22 protein-coding genes are annotated in these 24,599 nt (G+C 71.0%); 15 read left to right on the top strand and 7 right to left on the bottom strand.

Annotation, left to right across the window (positions count from 1 at the left end; genetic code table 11):
* Nucleotides 1-18: 18 nt before the first annotated feature.
* A complete protein-coding gene (locus ACFYRY_RS13030; protein ID WP_389143387.1) occupies nt 19-897 on the top strand; it encodes a hypothetical protein in 879 nt (292 codons plus the stop codon).
* 172 nt (nt 898-1,069) lie between these two features.
* On the opposite strand, the gene ACFYRY_RS13025 is transcribed toward ACFYRY_RS13030, so the two are convergent.
* Together ACFYRY_RS13025 and ACFYRY_RS13020 are read right to left on the bottom strand one after the other, a co-directional pair.
* Nucleotides 1,070-1,975, bottom strand: coding sequence for an SDR family oxidoreductase (locus tag ACFYRY_RS13025; RefSeq protein WP_389143385.1), 906 nt, complete (start codon nt 1,973-1,975; stop codon nt 1,070-1,072).
* Nucleotide 1,976: 1 nt separating this feature from the next.
* Complete coding sequence (locus ACFYRY_RS13020) at nt 1,977-2,717, bottom strand: SDR family oxidoreductase (RefSeq protein WP_389143382.1); 741 nt, start codon at nt 2,715-2,717, stop codon at nt 1,977-1,979.
* Nucleotides 2,718-2,771: 54 nt separating this feature from the next.
* Between ACFYRY_RS13020 and ACFYRY_RS13015 the strand changes: the two genes are divergently transcribed.
* The 4 genes from ACFYRY_RS13015 to ACFYRY_RS13000 are packed head-to-tail and all read left to right on the top strand — an operon-like array spanning nt 2,772 to nt 6,153.
* Nucleotides 2,772-3,530 carry an enoyl-CoA hydratase family protein gene (locus tag ACFYRY_RS13015; protein WP_389143380.1) on the top strand — a complete coding sequence of 253 codons (759 nt, stop codon included), beginning with the start codon at nt 2,772-2,774 and terminating at the stop codon, nt 3,528-3,530.
* Nucleotides 3,531-4,376: a CoA transferase subunit A gene (locus ACFYRY_RS13010; protein ID WP_389143378.1), complete on the top strand. Its 846-nt coding sequence runs from the start codon at nt 3,531-3,533 to the stop codon at nt 4,374-4,376.
* Nucleotides 4,373-5,104 (top strand): CoA-transferase subunit beta, encoded by a 732-nt coding sequence (locus tag ACFYRY_RS13005; protein ID WP_389143375.1) that lies wholly within the window; start codon nt 4,373-4,375, stop codon nt 5,102-5,104. Before ACFYRY_RS13010 ends, ACFYRY_RS13005 begins: the two co-directional genes overlap by 4 nt.
* Complete coding sequence (locus tag ACFYRY_RS13000) at nt 5,104-6,153, top strand: NAD(P)H-dependent flavin oxidoreductase (protein ID WP_389143770.1); 1,050 nt, start codon at nt 5,104-5,106, stop codon at nt 6,151-6,153. Before ACFYRY_RS13005 ends, ACFYRY_RS13000 begins: the two co-directional genes overlap by 1 nt.
* A 6-nt stretch (nt 6,154-6,159) precedes the next feature.
* Here the strand turns inward: ACFYRY_RS13000 and ACFYRY_RS12995 are convergent, their stop codons facing one another.
* Genes ACFYRY_RS12995 through ACFYRY_RS12985 form a run of 3 tightly spaced genes read right to left on the bottom strand, consistent with a single transcriptional unit; the run spans nt 6,160 to nt 8,797 of the window.
* Complete coding sequence (locus ACFYRY_RS12995) at nt 6,160-7,317, bottom strand: acetyl-CoA C-acetyltransferase (protein WP_389143372.1); 1,158 nt, start codon at nt 7,315-7,317, stop codon at nt 6,160-6,162.
* Between the two features lie 35 nt (nt 7,318-7,352).
* The gene (locus ACFYRY_RS12990; protein ID WP_389143370.1) at nt 7,353-7,985 is read right to left on the bottom strand and encodes a TetR/AcrR family transcriptional regulator; all 633 of its coding nucleotides are present in this window, start codon (nt 7,983-7,985) and stop codon (nt 7,353-7,355) included.
* A gap of 26 nt (nt 7,986-8,011) precedes the next feature.
* Nucleotides 8,012-8,797 (bottom strand): SDR family oxidoreductase, encoded by a 786-nt coding sequence (locus ACFYRY_RS12985; RefSeq protein WP_389143368.1) that lies wholly within the window; start codon nt 8,795-8,797, stop codon nt 8,012-8,014.
* A 59-nt stretch (nt 8,798-8,856) separates the two neighbouring features.
* On the opposite strand from ACFYRY_RS12985, the gene ACFYRY_RS12980 reads away from it, so the two are divergent.
* Both ACFYRY_RS12980 and ACFYRY_RS12975 read left to right on the top strand, forming a co-directional pair.
* A complete protein-coding gene (locus ACFYRY_RS12980) occupies nt 8,857-9,996 on the top strand; it encodes an acyl-CoA dehydrogenase family protein (RefSeq protein ID WP_389143365.1) in 1,140 nt (379 codons plus the stop codon).
* Nucleotides 9,996-11,021 (top strand): acyl-CoA dehydrogenase family protein, encoded by a 1,026-nt coding sequence (locus tag ACFYRY_RS12975; RefSeq protein ID WP_389143362.1) that lies wholly within the window; start codon nt 9,996-9,998, stop codon nt 11,019-11,021. Before ACFYRY_RS12980 ends, ACFYRY_RS12975 begins: the two co-directional genes overlap by 1 nt.
* On the opposite strand, the gene ACFYRY_RS12970 is transcribed toward ACFYRY_RS12975, so the two are convergent.
* A complete protein-coding gene (locus tag ACFYRY_RS12970) occupies nt 11,009-12,667 on the bottom strand; it encodes a cytochrome bc complex cytochrome b subunit (protein WP_389143359.1) in 1,659 nt (552 codons plus the stop codon). The two genes, ACFYRY_RS12975 and ACFYRY_RS12970, sit on opposite strands and share 13 nt — an antisense overlap.
* Before the next feature lie 246 nt (nt 12,668-12,913).
* On the opposite strand from ACFYRY_RS12970, the gene ACFYRY_RS12965 reads away from it, so the two are divergent.
* On the top strand, nt 12,914-13,849 hold the full coding sequence (locus tag ACFYRY_RS12965) for a chitosanase (protein WP_389143356.1): 936 nt from the start codon (nt 12,914-12,916) through the stop codon (nt 13,847-13,849).
* A 22-nt stretch (nt 13,850-13,871) separates the two neighbouring features.
* Here ACFYRY_RS12965 and ACFYRY_RS12960 read toward each other — a convergent pair whose 3' ends face one another.
* Nucleotides 13,872-14,114, bottom strand: a complete 243-nt coding sequence (locus ACFYRY_RS12960; protein ID WP_389143353.1) for a hypothetical protein — start codon at nt 14,112-14,114, stop codon at nt 13,872-13,874.
* A gap of 566 nt (nt 14,115-14,680) precedes the next feature.
* Between ACFYRY_RS12960 and ACFYRY_RS12955 the strand changes: the two genes are divergently transcribed.
* From ACFYRY_RS12955 to ACFYRY_RS12925, 7 genes are all read left to right on the top strand, one after another.
* Nucleotides 14,681-15,568 (top strand): 2-dehydropantoate 2-reductase N-terminal domain-containing protein, encoded by an 888-nt coding sequence (locus tag ACFYRY_RS12955; RefSeq protein ID WP_389143350.1) that lies wholly within the window; start codon nt 14,681-14,683, stop codon nt 15,566-15,568.
* 188 nt (nt 15,569-15,756) lie between these two features.
* Nucleotides 15,757-16,986 (top strand): glycosyltransferase, encoded by a 1,230-nt coding sequence (locus ACFYRY_RS12950; protein ID WP_389143347.1) that lies wholly within the window; start codon nt 15,757-15,759, stop codon nt 16,984-16,986.
* Nucleotides 16,983-18,791: a right-handed parallel beta-helix repeat-containing protein gene (locus ACFYRY_RS12945; RefSeq protein WP_389143344.1), complete on the top strand. Its 1,809-nt coding sequence runs from the start codon at nt 16,983-16,985 to the stop codon at nt 18,789-18,791. Before ACFYRY_RS12950 ends, ACFYRY_RS12945 begins: the two co-directional genes overlap by 4 nt.
* Nucleotides 18,792-19,122: 331 nt before the next feature.
* Nucleotides 19,123-21,207 carry a right-handed parallel beta-helix repeat-containing protein gene (locus ACFYRY_RS12940; RefSeq protein WP_389143341.1) on the top strand — a complete coding sequence of 695 codons (2,085 nt, stop codon included), beginning with the start codon at nt 19,123-19,125 and terminating at the stop codon, nt 21,205-21,207.
* Nucleotides 21,208-21,322: 115 nt separating this feature from the next.
* On the top strand, nt 21,323-22,198 hold the full coding sequence (locus ACFYRY_RS12935; RefSeq protein ID WP_389143338.1) for a polysaccharide lyase: 876 nt from the start codon (nt 21,323-21,325) through the stop codon (nt 22,196-22,198).
* 52 nt (nt 22,199-22,250) lie between these two features.
* Nucleotides 22,251-23,018 (top strand): NDP-sugar synthase, encoded by a 768-nt coding sequence (locus ACFYRY_RS12930; protein ID WP_389143335.1) that lies wholly within the window; start codon nt 22,251-22,253, stop codon nt 23,016-23,018.
* Between the two features lie 199 nt (nt 23,019-23,217).
* Nucleotides 23,218-24,567, top strand: coding sequence for a phosphomannomutase/phosphoglucomutase (locus ACFYRY_RS12925; protein WP_389143332.1), 1,350 nt, complete (start codon nt 23,218-23,220; stop codon nt 24,565-24,567).
* The last annotated feature ends 32 nt before the right edge of the window (nt 24,568-24,599 follow it).

Here is a 24,599-nt window from a genome sequence, read left to right as displayed (position 1 = left end):
CGTCTTGGGGGTACGGGCGTGGCGAACGACGGACCGGTCGAGCACGGCTACCCGCACCTGGAGACGGTGCGGGCCGCCATCAACGCTTTGTACAAACGGTTGTCCAACGACACCGTGCAGACGTTCGCGACCAGCGTGGTCCCCGCCGACGTGGCCTTCGGTGACACCGACGACCTGTATCTGGGGGCGCAGCGGGTGGCCCGCGAGCTGGTGCGGCACTACCGCCTGCCGGACGCGCGGCTGGTCGTGAGCTTCCGCGAGATGCGGCACGCGGCGAACGTCGAACTCACCGCCGGGCCGGAGTACTTCGTCGAGCTGAACGACCGGTTCCGCACCCACCGTCGGGACATCGGCGCGGCCCTGGCGCACGAGGTGATGCACGTCTATCTGCACCGCCTCGACCTGTCGTTCCCCGGCACCCGGGACAACGAGATCCTCACGGACACGGCCGCGACCTACCTCGGCGCCGGCTGGCTGCTTCTCGACGCGTTCCGTCAGGACGCGGCGTCGTCACAGAAGCTCGGGTACCTCACCCCGGAGGAGTTCGGTTACGTCCTCGCCAAGCGCGCCCTCGTCTTCGGCGAGGACCCCTCGGTATGGTTCACCAGCCCGCAGGCCTACACAGCCTACGTACGGGGCATGGCGCTGGCCCGGCAGGACGAACAGACTCCGCCCCTGACAGCGGCAGGCTGGGCGGGCCGCCGACGCTACGCCCGCGACCGACGCCACGCACCCGCCCCCCACCCCGGCGTCCCCTACTCCTTCACCCCCGACGGCACCGGCCTGCGGGTCTCCTTCCCCTGCCCGACCTGCCACCAACGCATCCGGATCCCCGTACGCGGAAGAGTAAGAGCACGGTGCGCACTGTGCCGGACCGTCATGGAATGCGACACATGAGCCCCCACGCTCCCGCACCGGCGCACGGCGCCAAGGGGACGTGTCGGGGGGTGTCCGCCCGCAGCGGTTGTCGCGTCAACACCGCCCACCCCCCAAGAAACCGATTCCGCGACGTTCCGAGGACGGACACCCCCCGACGCGGCCCCGACCCCACCCCGCACGGTCGGCCCGCTCAAGCCCCGTACACCATTCCCGGCACCTCCGCCTCCCCCAACAACTTCAGCGCCGCCTCCCCCACCTCCCTGGGGCTCCACCGCGTGCCCTTGTCGACGCTCGGCCCCGCCCGCCAGCCCTCCATCACCGTGATCCGCCCACCCTCCGCCTCGAAGACCCGCCCGCTGACACCGGCGCTCGCCGACGAGCCCAGCCAGACGACCAGAGGAGAGACGTTCTCCGGGGCCATGGCGTCGAACCCGACGGAAGGCGCGGCCATGGTGTCGGCGAACGTACGTTCCGTCATCCGGGTCCGGGCCGCCGGCGCGATGGCGTTGACCTGGACGCCGTAGCGCCGAAGCTCGGCCGCGGCCACCAGGGTCAGCCCGACGACCCCGGCCTTCGCCGCGCTGTAGTTCCCCTGCCCGAGCGAGCCCAACAGCCCCGCTCCGCTACTGGTGTTGACGATCCGCGCGTCGGGTGTGCGGCCCGCCTTGGTCTCGGCACGCCAGTGTGCGGCGGCGTGCTTCAGGGGCAGGAAGTGACCCTTCAGATGGACCCGCAGGACGGCGTCCCAGTCGTCCTCGTCCAGGTTGACGAGCATCCGGTCGCGCAGGAACCCGGCGTTGTTGACGAGGGTGTCGAGACGGCCGTACGTCTCCACGGCGGTCGCCACCAGGGATGCCGCCACCTCGCTCACGGCGATGTCGCCGCCGTGCGCGACCGCCTCACCGCCCGCCGCGCGGATCTCCGCCGCCACCCGCTCGGCCGGGTCGTCGGCGCCCGGCGCGCCGTCAAGGCCGACGCCGAGGTCGTTGACGACGAGCCGGGCGCCCTCGGCGGCGAACGCCAGGGCGTGGGCGCGGCCGAGTCCACGGCCGGCGCCGGTGACGACGACGACCCGTCCGTCACACAGTCCGCTCATCTCATGTCTCCTTGTTGACGGTTGCCGCGTCCAGAAAGGCGGGCCGCTCCCCGCCACCGTGGACGAGCAGGCTCGCCCCGCTGATGTAGGCGGCGGCGTCCGAGGCGAGGAAGACCGCCGCCGCTCCCACGTCCGACGGCTCGGCCAGTCGCCCGAGGGGGACCGTGCGGGAAACGGCCGCGACCCCCTCCTCGTCCCCGTAATGCACATGGGACTGCTCGGTACGGACCATGCCGACGACGAGGGTGTTGACGCGGATGTCCGGCGCCCACTCGACGGCCATCGAGCGGGCGAGGTTCTCCAGCCCCGCCTTGGCCGCCCCGTACGCGGCCGCCCCGGGCGAGGGACGGCCGCCGCTGACGCTGCCGGTCATCACGATCGAGCCCCTGGCCCGCTTGAGGTGGTCGTACGCGGCCAGGGACACCGTCAGTGGCGCGAGGAGGTTCAACTCCAGGACCCGCACGTGCCGTTCGGGCTCTGCCTGATTGAGCAGGCGGTAGGGAGCGCCGCCCGCGTTGTTGACGAGGACATCCACACGTGGCAGCCCGGCGAAGAACCGCCGTACGGAGTCACCGTCCCGTACGTCCAACGCCGCGAACTCCGTGTTCGAAAGGGGAACTTCCGGTGGTCTGCGCGCAAGAACGACCACCTCGGCCCCCGCCTCCACGAAGGACCGCGCGATCCCGGCACCGACACCGCGGGTCCCGCCGGTGACGACCACGACCTTCCCGTCCAGGTCCATTCGCCGCTACCCTTCACCTAACAAACGTTTGGTGGAAAGGTAGCTGATGCGCCCATGGGTGTCTCCACCTCGTTCCTGGAAAAAGAACCCGGAAACACCGGCATCGCCGTCGTCACGGTCGACTACCCCCCGGTGAACGCGCTGCCGGTGCACGGCTGGTTCGCGCTGGCCGACGCCGTGCGCGCGGCCGGCCGCGAGCCGGAGGTGCGGTGCGTGGTGCTGGCGGCGGAGGGGCGCGGCTTCAACGCGGGCGTGGACATCAAGGAGATCCAGGCCCATGGGCACAGCGCCCTGCTCGGCGCCAACTCCGGCTGCGCGGAGGCCTTCGCGGCCGTGTACGAGTGCGAGGTGCCGGTGGTGGCGGCGGTGCGGGGCTTCTGCCTGGGCGGCGGCATCGGCCTGGTGGGCAACGCGGACGCGGTCGTGGCGAGCGAGGACGCCACCTTCGGGCTGCCCGAGCTGGACCGGGGGGCGCTCGGCGCGGCCACCCACCTGTCCCGGCTGGTCCCCCAGCACCTGATGCGGGCGCTGTACTACACCTCCCGCACGGCGACCGCGGCCGAACTGCACGCGCACGGCTCGGTGTGGCGGGTGGTGCACGGCGAGCAACTGCTCGCGGCCGCACTGGAGTTGGCACGCGAGATCGCCGCTAAGGACGGCCGGCTGCTGCGTATGGCGAAGGCGGCCATCAACGGTATCGACCCCGTGGACGTGCGGCGCAGCTACCGCTTCGAGCAGGGCTTCACCTTCGAGGCCAACCTCAGCGGCGTGGCCGACCGCGTCCGCGACAACTTCCGGAAGGAAGGTGCGTAGGTGAGCGACAAGACGATGACCGCCGACGAGGCCGTCTCCCGCCTCACCAGCGGCATGACCCTCGGCATCGGCGGGTGGGGCTCCCGGCGCAAGCCGATGGCCCTGGTCAGAGCGCTGCTCCGGTCGAACGTCACCGACCTCACCGTCGTCTCGTACGGCGGTCCCGACGTCGGCATGCTGGCCGCCGCCGGACGGATCCGCAAGCTGGTCACCGCCTTCGTCACCCTCGACTCGATCCCTCTCGAACCGCACTACCGAGCGGCCCGCGAGCGCGGCCTGCTCGAGCTGACGGAGATCGACGAGGCGATGTTCCTGTGGGGTCTGCAGGCGGCCGCGAACCGGCTGCCCTTCCTGCCGGTGCGGGCCGGTGTCGGCTCGGACGTGATGCGGGTCAACCCCGGTCTGCGGACGGTGACGTCGCCGTACGACGACCACGAGACGTTCGTGGCGATGCCGGCGCTCCGGATGGACGCCGCCCTGGTGCACATGAGCCGCGCGGACCGGCAGGGCAACGGCCAGTACCTCGGCCCGGACCCGTACTTCGACGACCTGTTCTGCGAGGCGGCGGACACCGCGTACGTGTCCTGCGAGCGGCTGGTGGACACGGCCGAGCTGACGAAGGCGGCCGCGCCGCAGACCCTGTTGGTCAAACGCCACACGGTGACCGGCGTGGTCGAGGCCCCGAACGGCGCCCACTTCACGTCCTGCGCCCCCGACTACGGCCGGGACGAGGCGTTCCAGAAGCGGTACGCGACCACGCCGTGGGCGCGGTTCGCGGCGCGGTTCCTCGACGGGGACGAGCAGGCCTACCAGTCGGCCGTCAGGGCCGCCGAGGAGGAGGCATGAGCACCGTCAGCCGCGCCGAGTACTGCGTGATCGCCTGCGCGGAGGCCTGGCGGGACGCCGGTGAGATCCTGGCGAGCCCGATGGGCGTGATCCCGTCCATCGGCGCCCGGCTGGCCCGCCGTACCTTCGCGCCGGACCTGCTGCTGACCGACGGGGAGGCGATGCTCGTCGGCCCGGACGGCACCGTCGAGGGCTGGCTGCCCTACCGGCAGCACCTCACCCTGGTCACCGGCGGCAGGCGGCACGTGATGATGGGCGCGAGCCAGATCGACCGGTACGGCAACCAGAACATCTCCTGCATAGGCGACTGGGACCGCCCCACCCGGCAGCTGCTCGGGGTGCGCGGCGCGTCGGTCAACACCCTGAACAACCCGACCAGTTACTGGATCCCGAGACACTCCCGACGGGTCTTCGTCGAGCGCGTCGACATGGTGTGCGGGGTGGGCTACGACCACGCCGCCGGCCATCCGGGAACGGCGCGCTACCACCGTCTCCCCCGGGTCGTCTCCGACCTGGGCGTCTTCGACTTCGCCACCCCCGACCGCTCGATGCGGCTGGCCTCGCTGCACCCCGGTGTCACCGTGGACCAGGTCGGCGAGGCCACCGGCTTCGAGCTGACCGTCCCGGACGAGGTGCCGTACACCCGTGAACCGACGCCCGGGGAACTGGCGCTGATCCGCGGGGTGATCGATCCGGGGAACACCCGGGCCCGGGAGGTCCCGGCGTGATGGACACGGCACTGACCCGGCTGACCGGGGTGCGGCATCCGGTCGTGCAGACCGGGATGGGCTGGGTCGCCGGGCCGCGGCTGGTGAGCGCGGTCGCGGAGGCGGGGGCGCTCGGCATCCTGGGCTCGGCGACGATGACGGTGGACGGGCTTCGGGAGGCGGTCCGGGAGGTGAAGTCCCGTACGGACGCGCCGTTCGGGGTGAATCTGCGCGCGGACGCCGCGGACGCCGCGGACCGGGTACGGATCGTCGTCGAGGAGGGGGTGCGGGTGGCGTCGTTCGCGCTGGCGCCCTCGCGGGAGCTGATCGCGGAGCTGAAGGAGGCCGGCGTCGTCGTCATCCCGTCCGTGGGGGCGCGCAGACACGCGGAGAAGGTCGCGGCGTGGGGCGCGGACGCGGTGGTCGTACAGGGCGGGGAGGGCGGCGGGCACACCGGTGAGGTGGCGTCGACGGTGCTGCTGCCGCAGGTGGTGGACGCCGTGGGCATCCCGGTGGTGGCGGCCGGGGGCTTCTTCGACGGACGGGGGCTGGTCGCGGCGCTGGCCTACGGGGCGGCGGGGGTCGCGATGGGCACCCGGTTCCTGCTGACCTCGGACTCGACGGTGCCGGACGCGGTGAAGGCGCGCTATCAGACGGCGACGGTGAAGGACGTCACGGTCACGCGCGCGGTGGACGGCCTTCCGCACCGCATGCTGCGCACGGACCTGGTGGACTCCCTGGAGCGCTCGGGTCGCGCGCGGGGGCTGCTGCACGCGGTCCGGCACGCGGCGGCCTTCCGCAGGCTCTCCGGTCTCACCTGGCCGCAGCTGGTCCGTGACGGCCTCGCCATGAAGCACGGCAAGGAGCTGTCCTGGAGCCAGGTGCTGCTCGCCGCGAACACGCCGATGCTGCTGAAGTCGGCGATGGTGGACGGCCGTACGGATCTCGGGGTCATGGCGTCCGGGCAGGTCGCCGGGGTGATCGACGACCTGCCGTCGTGCGCGGAACTGGTGGAACGGATCATGAAGGAGGCCGAGCAGGTCAGGGAAAGACTCACGGCCTCACCCTGAACGCCCTCACACACGCTCGATGATCGTCACGTTCGCCTGTCCGCCGCCCTCGCACATCGTCTGGAGGCCGAACCGGCCGCCGGTGCGCTCCAGTTCGTGCAGCAGGGTCGTCATGAGCTTGACGCCCGTCGCGCCCAACGGATGCCCGAGAGCGATCGCACCGCCGTTGACGTTGACCTTCTGCGGATCCGCGCCCGTCTCCTTCAGCCAGGCCAGCACGACCGGCGCGAAGGCCTCGTTGATCTCGACGAGGTCGATGTCGTCGATCGACAGGCCGGTCTTCTTCAGGGCGTGCGCGGTGGCCGGTATCGGCGCGCTCAGCATCCGGATCGGGTCCTCGCCGCGCACCGACAGGTGGTGCACGCGCGCGCGTGGCCGCAGCCCGTGTTCGCGCACCGCCCGGTCCGAGGCCAGCAGCATGGCCGCCGACCCGTCGGAGACCTGCGAGGAGCAGGCCGCGGTGATGGTGCCGCCGTCGATGACCGGCTTCAGCCCGGCCATCTTCTCCAGGGAGGTGTCCCGGCGCGGCCCCTCGTCGGCGGTGACCTGGCCGTACGCCACGATCTCCCGGTCGAACCGCCCCTCGTCGATCGCCGACAGTGCCCGCCGGTGCGAGCGCAGCGCGAACTCCTCCTGGTCCTGCCGGCTGATGCCCCACTTCGCGGCGATCATCTCGGCGCCGGCGAACTGGTTCACCGCCCGGTCCCCGTACCGCGCCCGCCAGCCCTCGCTGCCGGCGAACGGGCCCTCGGTGAAGCCGAGCGGCTCGGCGGCCTGCCGGGTGGCGTAGGCGATCGGGATCTGCGACATGTTCTGCACACCGCCCGCGACGACCAGGTCCTGCGTCCCGGACAGCACGCCCTGCGCGGCGAAGTGCACGGCCTGCTGCGAGGAGCCGCACTGCCGGTCCACCGTCACCCCGGGCACCTCCTCGGGCAGCCCGGCCGCCAGCCAGCAGGTCCGCGCGATGTCCCCGGCCTGCGGGCCCACGGTGTCGAGGCAGCCGAACACGACGTCCTCGACGGCGGCCGGGTCGACGTCGGCGCGGGCGACCAGTTCCTTGAGCACATGCGCCCCCAGGTCGGCCGGGTGGACTCCGCTCAGTCCTCCCCCGCGCCGCCCGACAGGCGTACGGACCGCTTCGACGATGTAGGCCTCGGCCATGGCAACTTCCTTACAGGAAAGGTCGGACAACAGGGCTAGGTGCGTACGGCGATCCCGTCCAGCACCATCGACAGGTACTGCCGGGCGATCTCCTCGGGGCTGTGCTGTCCGCCGGGCCGGTACCAGGACGCGGCGACCCACACGGTGTCGCGCACGAACCGGTAGGTGAGGCGGACGTCGAGGTCGGACCGGAACACCTCGGCGGCGACCCCGCGCTCCAGCGTGGACAGCCACGCCGTCTCGAACCGGCGCTGCGACTCGGCGAGGAACGCGAACCGCTCCTGCGCGACGAGCTGCTTGCTCTCCTTCTGGTAGATCGCGACGGCGGCGCGATGCCGGTCTATTTCCCGGAACGACTCGGTGACCAGGGCTTCGAGGGTCTCGCGGGGGTCGAGGGGCGCGTCCAGGACGGCGTCGTAGCCGTCCCAGAGCTCGTCGAGGAAGGTCCGCAGGATCTCCTCCAGCATCGATTCCTTGGAGTCGAAGTGGTAGTAGAGGCTGCCCGCGAGCATGCCCGCGTGGTCCGCGATCTTGCGCACGGTGGTGGCGTTGTAGCCCTGGTCGGCGAAGACCTCGGCGGCGGTGTCGAGGAGTTCGCGGCGGCGGTCCCGGGCGGCGGCCGCGGGTTTCCGGACGGCGGTCACCTGGGGCTTCTTCTTGGTCGGCACGGTTCCATTGTGGTCTGTCCCGCTCGTCACGCGTGCTGGCTGCTGACGGAGACGACTTCTCCGGTCAGGTACGAGGAGTAGCCCGACGCCAGGAACACGATCACGTTGGCCACCTCCCAGGGCTCGGCGTACCGCCCGAAGGCCTCGCGCGCGGTCAGCTCCTCCAGCAGTTCGGGAGAGGTCACCTTCACCAGGTGGGGGTGCATGGCGAGACTCGGCGCGACGGCGTTGACCCGCACCCCGAACTCGGCCGCCTCGATCGCCGCGCACCGGGTCAGCGCCATCACGCCCGCCTTCGCGGCGGCGTAGTGCGCCTGTCCGGCCTGGGCGCGCCAGCCGACGACGGAGGCGTTGTTGACGATCACACCGCCGGTGTCCCTCATCCGCCGGAGGGCTCCTCTGGTGCATCGGAACGTGCCGTTCAAGGTCACGTCCAGGACCCGCGACCACTGCTCGTCGGTCATGTCCACCAGGGCGGAGGTCCCACCGAGGCCGGCGTTGTTGACCACCACGTCCAGTCGGCCGTGTTCCCGTACGGCGTGGTCGAACAGCTCCCGTACCTGGTCCTCGTCGGTGACGTCGCACGGCAGCGCGGACACCAGGTCCGCGCCGAACTCCTCGGCCAGCCGGACCTGGTACTCCTTCAGGCGCCGCGTGTGCGTGTCGCTGAGCAGCACCCGCGCGCCCTCCTCCAGGAAGCGGCGGGCGGTCGCACCGCCGATCCCGGCGCCCGCGGCGGCCGTGATGACGGCGGTACGTCCGCTCAGCAGCCCGTGCCCGGGCACGTACTCCGGAGTCTCGACGCCTGTCATGGGGCCACGCTAACCTACCAAACACTTGTTAGGGAAGTGCCGTCGAAGGGCTGCCGCCGATGGATCTCGCCTTCACGCAGGAAGAAGAGGCCTTCAGGGCCGAGGCCCGTGCCTGGCTCACGGCCCACGTGCCGTCCGCTCCGCTGCCCTCCCTGGAGACCGAGGAGGGCTTCGCCGCGCACCGCGCGTGGGAGGCCGAACTCGCCGCGGACCGCTGGTCGGTGGTCGACTGGCCGGCGCGCTACGGGGGGCGGGACGCGGGCCTGATCCGCTGGCTGCTCTTCGAGGAGGAGTACTACGCGGCGGGCGCGCCGGGCCGGGTCGGTCAGAACGGCGTCAGTCTGCTCGCGCCGACCCTCTTCGACCACGGCACGGAGGAGCAGCGGGCGCGGGTGCTGCCGCCGATGGCCACCGGTGAGGTGGTGTGGGCGCAGGCCTGGTCGGAGCCGGAGGCGGGCTCGGATCTGGCGTCCCTGCGCTCCAGAGCCGTCCGCACCGCCGGGGGCTGGCTGCTGAGCGGCCAGAAGACCTGGTCCTCGCGGGCGGCGTTCGCCGACCGCGCGTTCGGCCTGTTCCGCAGCGCCCCGGAGCCGGCCAAGCCGCACCAGGGACTGACCTACGTGATGTTCGACCTGCGGGCGCCCGGCGTCACCGTCCGCCCCATCCGCCGCCTCGACGGCAGGCCCGCCTTCGCCGAACTGTTCCTGGACGAGGTGTTCGTGCCGGACCAGGACGTGATCGGCGAACCCGGTCAGGGCTGGCGGGTGGCGATGTCGACGGCGGGCAACGAGCGCGGGCTCACGCTCCGCTCCCCCGGCCGTTTCCTGGCGGGCGCCGCCCGGCTGTGCGGGCTGTGGCGGGACCGGGGCAGCCCGGACGCCGCGCGGCATCGGGTGGCCGACGCCCTGATCGGCGCCCGCGCCTACCAGCTCTTCACCTACGCCGCCGCCTCCCGGCACCTCGACGGAGCGACCCTCGGCCCGGAGTCCAGCCTGAACAAGGTGTTCTGGTCGCAGTACGACATCGCGCTCACCGAGACGGCCCTCGACCTCCTGGGCGCGGCGGGCGAGGCGGCCGACACCGAGTGGGCCGAGCGGTATGTGTTCGCCCTCGCCGGCCCCATCTACGCCGGCACCAACGAGATCCAGCGGGACATCATCGCCGAACGCCTGCTGGGCCTGCCGAAGGGACGCCGGTGATGCGGTTCCTCCCGACCACCGAGCAGCGTGCCCTCGCCGACTCCCTGACCGCCCTGCTGACGGCCGCCGACACCCCGGCCGTGGTACGGGACTGGGGTCGCGGCGACCGCGCGGGCGGACGCGCGCTGTGGTCCCGTCTCGCCGAGGTGGGCGTCTTCGCCCTGGCGGTGCCGGAGGCGTACCAGGGGATGGGGCCGCTTCCCGTCGAACTCGCCGTCGCCTTCGTGGAGTTGGGGCGGCACGCGGTGCCGGGACCGCTGGTGGAGACGGTGACGACGGCGACGCTGCTGGCTGCCCTGGACGATCCGGGCCCGGCCAAGCGCCTGCTGCCCGCCGTGGCCGCGGGCGAGTCGGTGGCCACCGTGACCCACGGCGGATACGCGCTGGACGCGGACGCGGCGGACCTGCGGCTGAGCGTGTCGGAACCGGAGGGCGCCGCGGCGGCGACCCGAGCGGCGCCGTCCGCCGCCGAGCTGCGGCTGGCCCCCGCACCGGGTCTCCCGCGTCCCTCCCTCGACCCCGGGCGTCGGCTCTTTTCCCTCCCGCCGGGCGGGGACCTGCTCGCCACGGGCCCGCAGGTGACCGCGGCCATGGCGCGGGCGGTCGGGATCGCCCGGCTCACCACGGCCGCCCAGGCCCTGGGCGTCGGCCTCGCGCTGCTCGACCAGACCGTCGCGTACGTCAGGCAGCGCACCCAGTTCGGTGTTCCGATCGGCTCGTTCCAGGCCGTCAAGCACCAGTTGGCGGACGCCAGGATCGCCCTGGAGTTCGCGCGGCCCCTGGTCCTCGGTGCCGCGCTGACCATGACCGGGCAGGACATCGCCGCCGCGAAGGTCACGGCGTGCGAGGCGGCGTACGCCACCGCCCGCACGGCTCTCCAGCTGCACGGCGCGATCGGCTACACCGCCGAGTACGACCTGTCGCTGTGGCTGACCAAGGCCCGCGCCCTGCGGGCCGCCTGGGGCAGCCCCGACGAGTGCCGGGCCACCGTCCTCGGTACCGGTGATCGCCCTCAGTGGTGGTGATCGCCGCTGGTGACCTCCCGGTACTCCTCCACCGTCGGCTTCTCCACCCGGGTCTCCGGACCGAACATCGCCCGCGAAAGCCGGGCCCGCACCCGCTGGGAGACCTTGACCTGCCGTCGTACCCCGTGGGCGTCCACGAGCGGCCCGATCTCGTACGCCTTCGCCTGCTCGTGCTGGGTGAGGGTGAACAGCTGCCCCTGCGAGAGAGGTTCGTGGACCTCGACGTACTCGCCGTGCGGCAGGCGCTGGATGGTGCCGGTCTCCCTGCCGTGCAGCACCTTTTCCCGGTCCCGGCGCTGCAGACCGAGACAGACGCGACGGGTGACGCCGAAGGCGAGCACCGGCACCACGAACACCGACACCCGTACGAACCAGGTGATCGCGTTGATGGACAGATGCATATGGGTGGCGACGATGTCGTTGCCGCCGCCGATCAGCAGCACCGCGTACAGGCTCAGCCAGGCCACTCCCAGGCCGGTGCGCACGGGAGCGTTGCGCGGCCGGTCCAGGATGTGGTGCTCGCGCCGGTCGCCGGTGACCCATGCCTCGATGAACGGATACAGGCCGATGGCGAGCAGGATCAGCGGGAAGAGGGAGAAGGGGATGAAGACGCCCAGTTGCAGGGTGTGGCCCCAGGCGTTGATCTCCCATCCCGGCATCACCCGGATCAGCCCCTCGGAGAAGCCGAGATACCAGTCGGGCTGGGCGCCCGTGGTCACCAGGTCCGGGCGGTACGGTCCGAAGGCCCACACGGGGTTGATGCTGGCGATGCCGCCGATGATCGTCAGAACGCCGAAGACCAGGAAGAAGAAGCCGCCCGCCTTGGCCATGTAGACCGGCAGGAAGGGCATGCCGACCACCGACTTCTCGTTGCGGCCGGGCCCGGGGTACTGCGTGTGCTTGTGGAAGAAGACCAGGATCAGATGGGCGACCACCAGGCCCAGCATGATCCCCGGCAGCAGCAGCACATGGATCGGGAAGAACCTCGGGATGATGTCGTGCCCCGGGAACTCCCCGCCGAAGAGGAAGAAGGACAGGTACGTCCCGACGACCGGGACGGACAGGATGGCGCCCTGCGCGAAGCGGACGCCGGTGCCGGACAGCAGGTCGTCGGGGAGCGAGTAGCCGGTCAGGCCGGTCAGGATGCCGAGGAACAGCAGGGTCCAGCCGAACATCCAGTTCAGTTCGCGGGGCTTGCGGAACGCGCCGGTGAAGAACACCCGCATCATGTGCACGAGCATGCCGGTGACGAAGACCAGTGCCGCCCAGTGGTGGATCTGCCGGATCAGCAGCCCGCCGCGCACATCGAAGCTGATGTCGAGCGTCGACTCGTACGCCCGGGTCATGATGACGCCGTTGAGGGGCTGGTACGTGCCGTTGTAGACGACCTCGACACCGCTCGGTTCGAAGAACAGCGTGAGGTAGATCCCGGTGAGGATCAGGACGAGGAAGCTGTACAGGCAGACCTCGCCCAGCATGAAGGACCAGTGGTCCGGAAAGACCTTGCGCATGTTGGCCTTGGCCAACGTGTATAACCCGAGCCGGCCGTCGGCCCAGTCGGCGAGTTTCTCACCCTTGCCGGGAGCCTCCCCGCGCGCCGGAACGCCCCGCCCCGTTCCCCCGTTCACCGATCGTGCGCCGTCCATGCCTCGTCGCCTCCCCGTCGGATCAACCCCCAAGGTGACACGACAGTACGACCAAGCCCATGGGGCGGCCAGTCAGGCGGGCCGGACGATTCTCCGCGTCCGCGCCGCCGCCGGCCACCGCGGCGACTCGTCCACGACAGGGTCGGCAGCCCGGGATGAGGCATCCGGCGGAGATCCGCGCGCTTCCCCTCGCGCACCGCCCCGGCCACCGCCGCCGCGACACCGGGCGACCGTACGCTGGGCGGCATGAAACGTGCCGGTCTCCTGCTGCTCGGCGCCGTGCCCCTCGTGGCCGCGGCGGCGGTCTACGCCTCCACGGCACCCACCTCGGACGTGGACGACAAGGCACCGGGGAGGACGGGGCCGGCGGCCGCGCCCCGTACGTCGGCCGTGCGTACACCGGCCGCCCGTACACCGGCCGCGGTGACAGCGGCGGTGGGTACACCGACCGCACGGAAACCCGCCGCCAGGCCCGCGAGCCTGGCCGACCCCGGCAAGAAGGAACTGGCCCAACAGCTGGTGGCCAGCGCCGAGAACTCCACCCTCGACTGGCGCGCCGCCTACGCCTACATCGAGGACATCGGTGACGGGCAGGGCTACACGGCCGGCCTCATCGGTTTCTGCACCGGCACCCACGACCTGCTCACCCTCGTCGAGACCTACACCGAGGAGCACCCCGGCAACCGCCTCGCCCGCTACCTCCCCGCCCTGCGCGCGGTCGACGGCACGGACTCCCACGCGGGCCTGGGCCCGGGCTTCACCGCGGCCTGGAAGGCAGAGGCCGCCCGTCCCGCGTTCCGCGGAGCCCAGGACGAGCAGCGCGACCGCGTCTACTTCGACCCCGCGGTACGCCGGGCGCAGCGGGACGGACTCGGTGTCCTCGGCCAGTTCGTCTACTACGACGCGATGGTGTACCACGGCCCCGGCAGCAACCCGACCAGCTTCGACGGCATCCGCGCCGCGGCCCTTCGCCGGGCGGCCACCCCCGCACAGGGCGGCTCGGAGAAGACGTACCTCGAGGCGTTCCTCGACGTCCGCCGCGCCGCCATGACCACCCTGCACCCCGGCACGGACACCAGCCGCGTGGACACGGAACAACGCCGCTTCCTGAACGAGGGCAACCTGAAGCTCTCCACTCCGCTGGAGTGGAAGGTGTACGGGCAGACGTACAAGGTGCCGTAACCCCTGGCCTTCTGACCCGGCGTCAGGACGCGCCCCACCTCTCCCGCAGCACCCGCTCCGCCGGCTTGCCGTGCGGGGTGTAGGCCAGCGCGGCCGGGGTCTCGCCGCTGTCCGGCCAGTCGTCCCACATCCACCAGCACACCCCGGCCCACCACGGGCGGCCGGTGAAGGTGTCCAGTAACGCCCGGTGGGCGGCGGCCTGTTCGGCGTCGCCGGTGCGGCTGCTGATGTCCCAGGCGTACGCCGGCACGCTGGTCCAGATCACGGCCGTCAAGCGAGACCTGCCGACGTAAACATCGTGTGCAGGCGTGTAAAGGCCATGTAATTACGCTTTGCCGCCCCCTTGCTCCTGCTTGTCGCGGAGCGTTACCGACACCGCGGGGCGCGGGTGTGGTGCACAGGTCCCGGCATACGCCAGAAGCACCCTTACAAGGGGCGTTCTTTACTCTTGCGACATAAGTAGTTAACACCTGCATCTCCATCGATGTGTGGATCCCGTGTATAACTTCCTACTGTCTGACTTATAGCGACAGGCGCCAAGTGGGGGGTGTCGTCACTTGACGCAGCACTGAACAGGGGGTTGGGGGGCTTTCGCCGACGGCGTCTTCTTGCGCCGTCGCGCTGTCGGCCGCACGCCACAGGGGAGGCGTGTCAGCGCCGGACACGGTGTCGGTGAATCCACGGTGAACTGTGCTCAGGCGCAGCTACGGGTGCCGACCCATCGCTTTCCGCGCGGTTTGGCGTTCACTTTTCCCAGCCGCCGGACACTGCATTCCGCTTCCGTATTCGGCGTGCCCGCCGGCACCCGAATCCGAACAGGAGACGATTCAAATGGCCAGAATCTTCATCGTCGGTTCCGGTGTCGTCGGAACAGCCACCGGCAAGGGGTTCGTCAACGCCGGACACCAGGTGACCTTCATCGACGTGGCGCGGCATCGTCTGGACCACCTGCGTTCCGAGGGGCTGGACGCGCGTGCCGACCTCGACCTCAGTGCCGAGCCGGACTCGTTCATCTTCCTCACGCTCCCCACGCCCAACGTCGGCCACCGGTACGACCTGTCCGCGTTCGAGGCGGGCACCGCCTCCGTGGGTGAGGCGCTGGCCGACGCCACGGGCACGCCCATCGTCGTGGTCCGTTCCACGGTCCCGCCGGGTACGGCCGAGGGGCTCGTACTGCCGCTGCTGGAGAAGCACTCCGGCAAAAGCCTCGGCGAGGGCTTCTCGCTCGCCAGCAACCCGGAGTTCCTCCGTGCGGCCACCGCGGTCGAGGACTTCCGCCACCCGTGGATGACCGTCATGGCCTCGCGCAGCGTACGCACCCGGGAGCGGCTGGCCGAGTTGCTGGCGCCCTTCGGCGGTGAGACGCGGGTCTTCTCGAACCCCGCCGAGGCGGAGTTCGTCAAGTGCGCCCACAACATCTACAACGCCACGAAGATCAGCTTCTGGAACGAGATGTGGCTGGTGGGTCAGCACCTCGGTCTCGACCTCGACCCGATCGCGCAGACCGTCGCCCGCTCGGCGGAGGCCTCCTACAACCCGCACTACGGCATCCGGGGCGGCGCCCCGTACGGCGGTGTCTGCCTGCCGAAGGACACCCAGGGATTCCTCGGCCTCGCCGCGTCGATCGGCGTCGACATGCCGCTGCTGCAGGCGGTCGTCGCCGTGAACGACAAGCTCGCCGAGGTGGCCGAGTTGGAGGCCGAGGCCCTGACCGCCTAGTCAGGCGGCAGGCACGGGCGGAAACGTTCCTGCCCGAGTCGAACGCGGGTCGGCCCTGGGCGTTCCCCGGGCCTCTCCCGGGCCGGATTCCGGCCGCCGGGTATTTCACTCCGCTGCCGCGCCGCGCCGAAGGGCCGGCGCGGCGGCGGAGGCTGTCAGACACCTGTGGACTCAACGAGAACAGGCTCATGAGCGGACTATTCGACACCACCTTGCTGGACTTCCGGTACTACCTCGTCTACCTGCCGCTGGGCATACTCGGGCTGGTCCGCTGGGGCTGCTGGCTCGTGCGGCGCGCGCCTGCGGCCCTCTACCGGTCCGTGACGAACGACCACTCCCTTCCGCTCAGCATCGTCGTGCCGGTGTACCAGGAAGACCCGGAGATCTTCGCCCACGCGATCGAGTCGTGGCTGGCGAACGGGGTGGACGAGGTCGTCCTGGTCATCGACGTCACCGACCAGGCCTGTCAGGAGATCGCGGCGCGCTATCCGGTGACCGTGGTCATCACCGACGTGCCCGGCAAGCGCGACGCCCTGCGCAAGGGGTGGGAGGTGTGCTCCACCGACCTGGTGGCGCTGGTCGACTCGGACACCATCTGGGCGGACGACGTCGCCCAGGAGATCTGCAAGCCCTTCGCCGACCCCAGGATCGGCGGGGTGGGGACCCGGCAGAACGTGTACAACCCCAAGGGCTTCCTGCAGCGGGTCAACGACATGTTCCTGGACTACCGGTACTTCGACGAGAACGCCGCGCAGACCGTCATGGGCCGCGCTGTCTCGTGCCTGTCCGGGCGCACCGCCGTGTACCGCCGCGAGCTGCTGCTGGAGATATCCGACGACTTCATGGCGGAGACGTTCTGGGGCGTCCCCTGTATGTCGGGCGACGACAAGCGGCTGACCACTCTGATACTGGAGCGCGGTCACCTCACCTACATGCAGCGCTCCGCCCGTGTCTGGTCGACCTTCCCCGGCACGCTGCGGATCTTCCTCAAGCAGCGGCTGCGCTGGGCCCGCAACACCTGGCGCTCCGATGTGCGGGCGCTGTCGAGCCGCTGGGTCTGGCGGCACCCCTTCCTCGCCTTCACCATGATCGACAAGGGGGTCAGCAGTTTCACCCTGCTGTTCTCACCGTTCTTCATGACCTGGGCGATCATCCGGCAGGACTGGTTCTTCGTCGCCTGCCTGGCCGGCTGGTGGTGGGTGAGCCGGTCGATGAAGATCCTTCCCCACCTGGTGCGCAAGCCCTCGTCGTTCTTCCTGGTGCCCGGCTTCGTCCTGATCTCGTTCATGATGGCGATCGTCAAGCTCTGCGCGCTCGCCACCATCCGCAAGCAGCGCTGGCTGACGAGGCAGGTGTCGGTGGAGAACGGCGTCGTCGTCAGGACCACGCAGCCCGCCGAAGCCGAGGTCGCGGCATGAGGCACCTCACCCTCGTCGTACGCGCCGCCCTCGCCGCGACCGCCCTGCTGGCCGCCGTCGCGCCCGCCGCCCACGCCGCCGGTGCCACCTGGGGCGACCCGGACATCGCCGCCTGGCAGCGCAGCGGACGCCCGGACCGGCTGATGGTGGTCAGGCCCGGCACTGTCGCACTGGTCAGTCACGGCTCCGTGGTGCGACGGCTGTTCCCACCGTACGGACCGCTCCCGCTCAGCTGGCTGGCCGCCAACGCCGGCCCCGGGTGGGTCGGTTACCTGCCGGCGAAGGCGGGCGCGTCCAAGACCGTGCGGATCGACTCGGCCGTGCTGCTTGCCCCCGACACCACCCTGCACATGGGCCGCCGCACACCCAAGGTGCTGATGACCGCCGGGAAGACCGCCGCTTCCGGCACCTGGATCAGGGGCAGCCGGGCCACCCTCGACATCGACGATGTCACCCTCACGTCCACGGCCGCCGACGGGACCGACCCGGCCCCCACGGATATGGCCGGACGCCCGTACCTCGCCATGGGTGCGGGGGGCCACATGACGATCACGGACGCGAAAGTGATCGGCTTCGGCCGGGGAGCAGGCGCACCTGCCCGGGAGGCCGGAGTCTCCTGGGGCCGGGCCGCCACCGGCTCGGCCACCGGCTCGACGTTCAAGGGGGGCCGCACCGGCCTGCGACTGAGCGGATCGACCGGGGTGGATCTCGACAAGGTCACCGTCAAGGGGTCCGTCCAGGACGGCGTCGTACTGAAGGACGACCGGGACACGACTGTACGGAGGCTGACCGTCGAGGGCAGCGGCGGCAACGGTGTGACCGTCGGCGGCACCGACTCGCGCAGTCTGTCCGGCGTCACCACCAGCGACAACCACGGTGCCGGCATCAAGGCCACCCCCCAGCGTGGCCTGACCCTCACGGCAACGGCCTCGCACCGCGACGCCGGCGGCGGTGTGCGGCTGGTCTCCTGCGTCTCCTGCACCCTCGACAAAGCCGTGGTGGACGGTGCGCCCTCCGCGATCGGCGTCTCCGGCCCGGGCTCGCGGGTGACCGTGCGCGATGCCCGGCTCACCGGCGGCGGGGACGGCGCCGGGGTGACGCTCGCCGCGGACATCGCCGGTGCCGCCGTCACCGGCGGCACGATCAGCGGCTTCGACCGGGGCATCGCGGTCTCCGGTCCCGGCGTCCGGGTGGACGGGACCACCGTCGCCGTCGCCGGCACCGGCGTCAAGGTCTACGGGCGGGCCCGCGACGTCGCGTTGAGCTCCGTGGTGGTCCGCGGCGGCCGGGTGGGAGTCACAGCCTCGGCCACCACCAGGGACGTCGTCCTGTCCGACGTTCGGATCAGCGGCACCTCACGCAAGGGCCTGGCCTCCGCGTCCGAGGGCCTGGTGGTCTCCGGCGGGTCGGTCACAGGTGCCGTCACGGCCGTCGACCTCGGTGCCTCCGCCCGTCTGGAGAAGCTGACCGTCAGTGATGCCCAACGGGGACTGCATCTGGCCGCCGACGTGCACGCACGCGGTCAGGGCCTGGACATCCTCGCCGAGCGCAAGGGCATCGAGGCGGACGCGGGTGCGTGGATCAGCATCGAGGACTCGCGGGTGAGGGCTCCCACAGCCCTCTCCGGAAACGGCACGATCAAGCGGCTCGGGAACACGGAGGTGACCCTGCCGCCGTTCCCCTGGCTCGGGTTCGCGGCGCTGGTCGCGCTCACCCTCACGGTTCTGTTGCAGACCATCCACCAGGTCCGCCACCGCAGGACACCACGCCCCCGGGTGGCGGCCCACGTGAGGAACACCGCATGACCTGAGGGACAGGCCGACCCGGGGGCCGAGAGACACCGGTCACCGGGTGACGCCATCGGCTCCGCACCTCCGAAGGGCCCGGCGTGGCAGCCGGGCGCTTCAAAGGGCCCGACGTAGGCCCCCCCGGAAGCCCGTCGGACGCCTCCCGGGGCCCGACGTAGGCCCCCGGCCGGGCTACGGCCCACCGGCGGACAACCGCACCACCCAATCGGATACGGCGCACATCACAGGACGGCCGGAGAACTCTCCGGAACGAGCGCCACCCGTCCTCACCGCAATCAGCGCCCCCGCAGTTCAGTGCCGAACGGCGGGGGACGTGTCAGGAGCCTCGATGAACGACCAGCCACTCAGACCAGGCCCGGCCGCCCCGGCCGTCCTGGTCGCCCCGACCGCCCTGGCGGGCTCGACCGCCCCGGCCGGCCGGACTCGGGCCGGCCTCCCGCCGGTCCTTCTCACCCGGTCGGCCAGGAGGGATGCCCGTGCGGGCCGCTCCCCCCGACTCCTTGCCGTTTCCCTCAGCGTCCTCGGACTGCTGACCGGCCCGGTCGTGCTGTTCGGAGCGCCGGCCCAGGCCGCCTCGTGCTCCGGCCAGGTCCGCTACGCCAGCAGTACCAACACCATCTACCTGACCTCGGGCACCGCAAGCCTGTCGGACATCGACGCCCTCTGCCCGTCCGCGCCACTGGTGGAGACGGACCCCGGCACCAACACCTGGGAACTGAGCGCGGACCTGGTCGTCCAGAACGGCGCCACTCTCGAACTGCACGGCACAGCGGTCGGCGGCGACGTCGACACCCTGCGGCTGCGCAGCCTGTCCGACAACGTCGCCACCCATGTCAGCGCCATCACCGCGCAGTACGGCGACATCGACATCGACTCCGTGCACATCACGTCCTGGGACGATGCCACCGCCGCCCCGGACACCGACCCCTACCTGCCCGCGAACGCCGCCTCCGGCTCACGGGCGCGCGCCTTCATCCGGGCGCTGTCGTACCTGGACACCGACGGCACACCGCGCGAGTCGCGGATGGACATCAAGGACAGCGACATCGGCTACCTCGGCTCGCACGCCGCCGAGAGCTACGGCGTGTCCTACAAGGGCCGCGGCTGCGACTCCACCCACCTCGACGTGTGCGCGGCGCTGAACGTCTACGGCTCGCAGACCAGCAGCCGGTTCCACGACAACTTCATGGGCACGTACACGTTCGACGCGTACGCCATGGCCTTCACCGGCAACGAGTACGACCACAACGTCATGTACGGGCTCGACCCGCACGACGACTCCGACTACCTGACGATCACACACAACCACTCGCACGACAACGGCGACCACGGGATCATCTGCTCGCAGCGCTGTGACCACCTGGAGATCGCGTACAACGAGGTCGACCACAACGGCATTCCGCCGTACGTCCCGACCGGTGACGACGACCCGTCGGACAACCAGGTCCACGGCATCATGATCCACCGCGGGGTCACCGACAGCGTCATCGAGAACAACTACGTCCACGACCAGCCCAACGGCTCCGGCATCGCGGTCTTCGACAGCAGCGGCGACACCATCCGCAACAACACCGTCACCGGCGCGGAGTACGGGCTGCGTTACAGCGTCGGCTCGAGGAACATCACCACCACCGGCAACACGGTGACCAACAGCAGCCAGTACGCGGTCTTCACCTACCAGGGCTCGGACATCCCGGCCTACACCAACAGCACCGGCCGGCCGAGCAACCTCGTCTTCACCGGCAACACCTTCGACACGACCTCCAGCAACGTGGTGAAGCTGAACCAGACCGACGGGACGGTCTTCACCGGCAACACGTTCAGCGGTGTGTTCTCCTCCGGTGTGCTCACCCAGTGGAGCACGGGGACCGTGTTCTCCGGCAACACCGTCCCCACGTCACTGACGTACTCGGTGAAGGGCGACTCGACCACACCGGGCAGCATCACGTTCAAGGACATCAAGCAGCCCACGAAGGCGTCGGTGGACTCGGTCAGCTCGGCGACGTTCACCGGCTCCACCGGCACCGTCTACAAGGCGAGCGGCTACCCGGCCGTCACCACCACCCTCGGCTCCCCGGGGGCCGGCAGCACGGCGACGCTGACCGCGGCGACCGTCGGCACCTCCCAGGTGACCGTCACCCCGCAGTCGGTCGCGGTGGTTCCCGCGAGCGGCACCGCCACGAGCCGCGTGCCCACCGGGGCCGGAGCCTACGAGGTCCTGGCAGCGCCCGGTACCGCCGGAACCGACCTCGCCTTCACCGCCACCGGGCTGACCGCGGGCGCGAGCTACGCGCTGACCGCGGGCGGCATCACGCTCGCCACCGGCACGGCCTCCGCCGCCGGCACCCTCACCCTGCACAGGGCGCCGGGCACGACGCAGGAGGTGGACTACCGGGTCGTCAGCGCGGGTTAGCGGACCGTGCGAGGACGTGACCCACAGGTCGACAGAGATCAATAGAGATCAACACAGACCGACAGAGATCGCGGAGACCGACGGTCCGGTGCACCGGGCGACGGGAGTGGCGGCATTGCGCAGACGGCAGTTCATCACGGCCTTTTGGGTCACCATGATCGGTACGGGGCTCACCGCCTGCTCCTCCGGCCCGGGGAGCGGCACGTCCGCCTCCCCGGGATCCTCCGTCGGCTCGGCCACCCCGCTGAGCGTGGACCCGGCAGCCCTGGCCCGGTTCTTCGGCCCCCGTCTCACGGCACGTTCGGGCGGTTCGTTCGGCCTCTCCCGCGTCGAGCTGCTGCCGGTCAGCCACCCCGCGCTGGGCCGGCTGCTGCGGGTGCACTACCCGGCCCGCTCCGCCAGCCCGACCGTGGCGCGAGAGTACGACCGGCCCCAGGGAGGAGCGCAGCTCTACCTCGAGCTGGTGAACGGCTCCGTCGACGTCCTCCACCTTCGTTACTACGTGCGCTTCCCGGACGACTTCGACTTCGTCAAGGGTGGCAAGCTGCCCGGACTGTACGGCGGGACGGTGACGAGCGGCCGCCGTATTCCCGACGGCGGCAACGGACTGTCCACCCGCTACATGTGGCGCGCTCACGGCGCCGCCGAGGTCTACGCCTATCTGCCGACGTCGGTCGCCCACGGCACCTCGCTCGGCCGTGGCTCCTGGGATTGGCCGGTCGGCCGCTGGGTGTGCGTCGAACAGGCCGTACGCCTCAACCGACCGGGCCGCCTGGACGGAAACGTGACCGTCCACGTCGACGGGCGGCAGGTGCTGAGCCAGGGCGGACTGGAATTCCGTACCACCGATCGGCTCGGCATCGACGGAGTGCTCTTCTCGACCTTTTTCGGCGGCAGCGACCCGAGCTGGGCGACGGTGCGTTCGCAGTACGCCGACTTCGCGGCGTTCGCCGTGTCCGACCGACCGATCGGCCCGCTTCCGAACGTCTGAACCTTTCGTCCGCACCTTTCGTCCGAACGTTTCGTCCTAGGAGGGACCCACGATGACCATCACCCATGACACGGCTCTCGCCATCACCGGCTGGGGCGGATCGCACGTCCGACAGGCCGTCATCCTCGCCGGAGGGCAGGCCAGCAGGCTGCGTCCCTACACCGATCACGTCCCCAAGGCCCTCGTGGAGGTGGCCGGACGGCCCATCTTCGAGCACCAGGCGCACTGGCTGGCGGCCGAGGGCATCGAGGAGGTGGTCATCTCCTGCGGCTACCGGGCCGACGTGCTGCGCGAGTACGTGGCCGCGAACCGGCTTCCGCTGCGCGTACGGGTCGTCGTCGAAGACGAGCCGCTCGGCCGCGGCGGTGGTCTGAAGTACGCCGCCGCCCACCTCCCGTTCCCCGGAGAGCGGTGGGCGGGCCTCAACGGCGACATCCTCACCCGTTTCTCTCTGCGCGACCTGGCGCGGGCGCACGTCGAGCGGGACGCGCTCGCCACCCTGGCGGTGACGCCGTTGAAGTCGCCGTACGGGATCGTGGAGATGACCCACTCCGACCGGGTGACGAGCTTCACCGAGGCGCCGGTGCTGCCGCACTGGATCAACGCGGGGGTGTACCTGTTCGAGCCGGAGGTCACCGCGCTCCTGCCGGACCTGGGCGACCACGAGGACACCACCTTCCCCGAGCTGGCCCGGGAGGGCCGACTGTCGGCGTACCGGATCAACGGGTACTGGCGCGGCGTGGACAACGCCAAGGACCTCAAGACGGCGACGAAGGAGATCACGGCGTTCGGCTGGGTCCAGGCGGTCGTCGCCCAGTAGCCGCCGGATTCCCTCGCAGCACACCACCGCATCTCCGCTGTCCGCGTGGCACCCCGACGTCTGTCTGCGCCGTCTGCGCTGTCTGCGCTTCGGCGGACGTGGAGGCGGCTTGGCACCTGCGGGGCCCGTGACGCGAGGTGCCTCGCCCCGGAGCCGGGTCCGTCGGCCCCGAACCGCCCCGACAACGAAAGGGTTTTCCGTGCCCGACTACTCACGTCTCGTCAAGGCCTACGACATCCGTGGCGAGGTCCCCGTACAACTGAACGCCGACCTCGCCCACAGGATCGGCGCCCTCTTCGTCCGGCTCACCGACGCGCCGCGGATCGTGGTCGCCCGCGACATGCGCGACAGCAGCCCGGAGCTGGCCGCGGCGTTCGCCGCAGGGGCGAATGCCGCCGGGGCGGACATCGTCGATGCCGGGCTCGGCTCCACCGACTACCTGTACTACGCCTCCGGCAGCCTCGACCTGCCCGGTGCGATGATCACCGCCAGCCACAACCCGGCCAGGGACAACGGCATCAAGTTGTGCCGCGCCGGAGCGGCGCCCATCGGTGAGAGCTCCGGGCTGGGGAGGATACGGTCCTGGCTGGAGGCCGACGACATTCCGGGACCGGCGGCCCGCCCCGGCACCACCACCCCCCAGAATCTGCTCGGCGACTACGCCGCCCACCTCAACGCCCTCGTCCCCCTCAAGGGCAACCGCCGCCTGAAAGCGGTCGTGGACGCCGGCAACGGCATGGCCGGCCACACCGTCCCGGCAGTCTTCGACGGCCTGCCGGTCGACGTCGACCCCCTGTACTTCGAACTCGACGGCAGCTTCCCCCATCACGAGGCCAATCCCCTGGACCCGAAGAACCTCGTCGACCTTCAGGCCCGGGTCCGTGCCGTCGGCGCCGACATCGGCCTCGCCTTCGACGGAGACGCCGACCGGTGCTTCTTCGTCGACGAGCGCGGCGAGGCGGTGGCCCCCTCGGCCGTCGTCGGCCTGGTCGCCGCGCGTGAGCTGGCCCGTCACCCCGGCTCGGCCGTTGTGCACAACGTGATCACCTCCGCGGGCGCCGTCGAGATCATCCGTGAGCATGGCGGCACGCCGGTCCGCTCCCGGGTCGGCCACTCGTTCATGAAGGCCGCGATGGCCGAGCACGACGCGGTCTTCGGCGGCGAGCACTCCGGCCACTACTACTTCCGGGACTTCTGGCGTGCGGACACCGGGATGCTCACCGCCCTTCACGTGCTGGCCGCCCTCGGCGAGCAGGACCGTCCGCTGTCCGAGCTGACCGCCGGCTACTCCCGCTACGCGGCCTCCGGTGAGATCAACTCCGTGGTCGCCGACGTGACCGGCACCCTTGACCGGGTGGAAGCCGTCTACTGCGGGGAAGGGGCCACCACCGACAGGTTGGACGGGCTGACCGTGGACCTGGGCCACGGCCGCTGGTTCAATCTCCGGCCGTCGAACACCGAGCCCCTGCTCCGGTTGAACGTCGAGGCACCCCTCCAGGAAGCCGTCGACGCCCTGCGCGACCGGGTGCTCGTCCTGGTGCGGGGCTGAGGGCACCCGGCGCGACAGGCCGCCCAGGCGGT

This window comes from Streptomyces sp. NPDC005263, assembly GCF_042872365.1.
Lineage (GTDB): Bacteria > Actinomycetota > Actinomycetes > Streptomycetales > Streptomycetaceae > Streptomyces.
The sequence above is the reverse complement of the archived record's forward strand: the minus strand, read 5'-3'. Positions and strand labels throughout refer to the sequence as shown.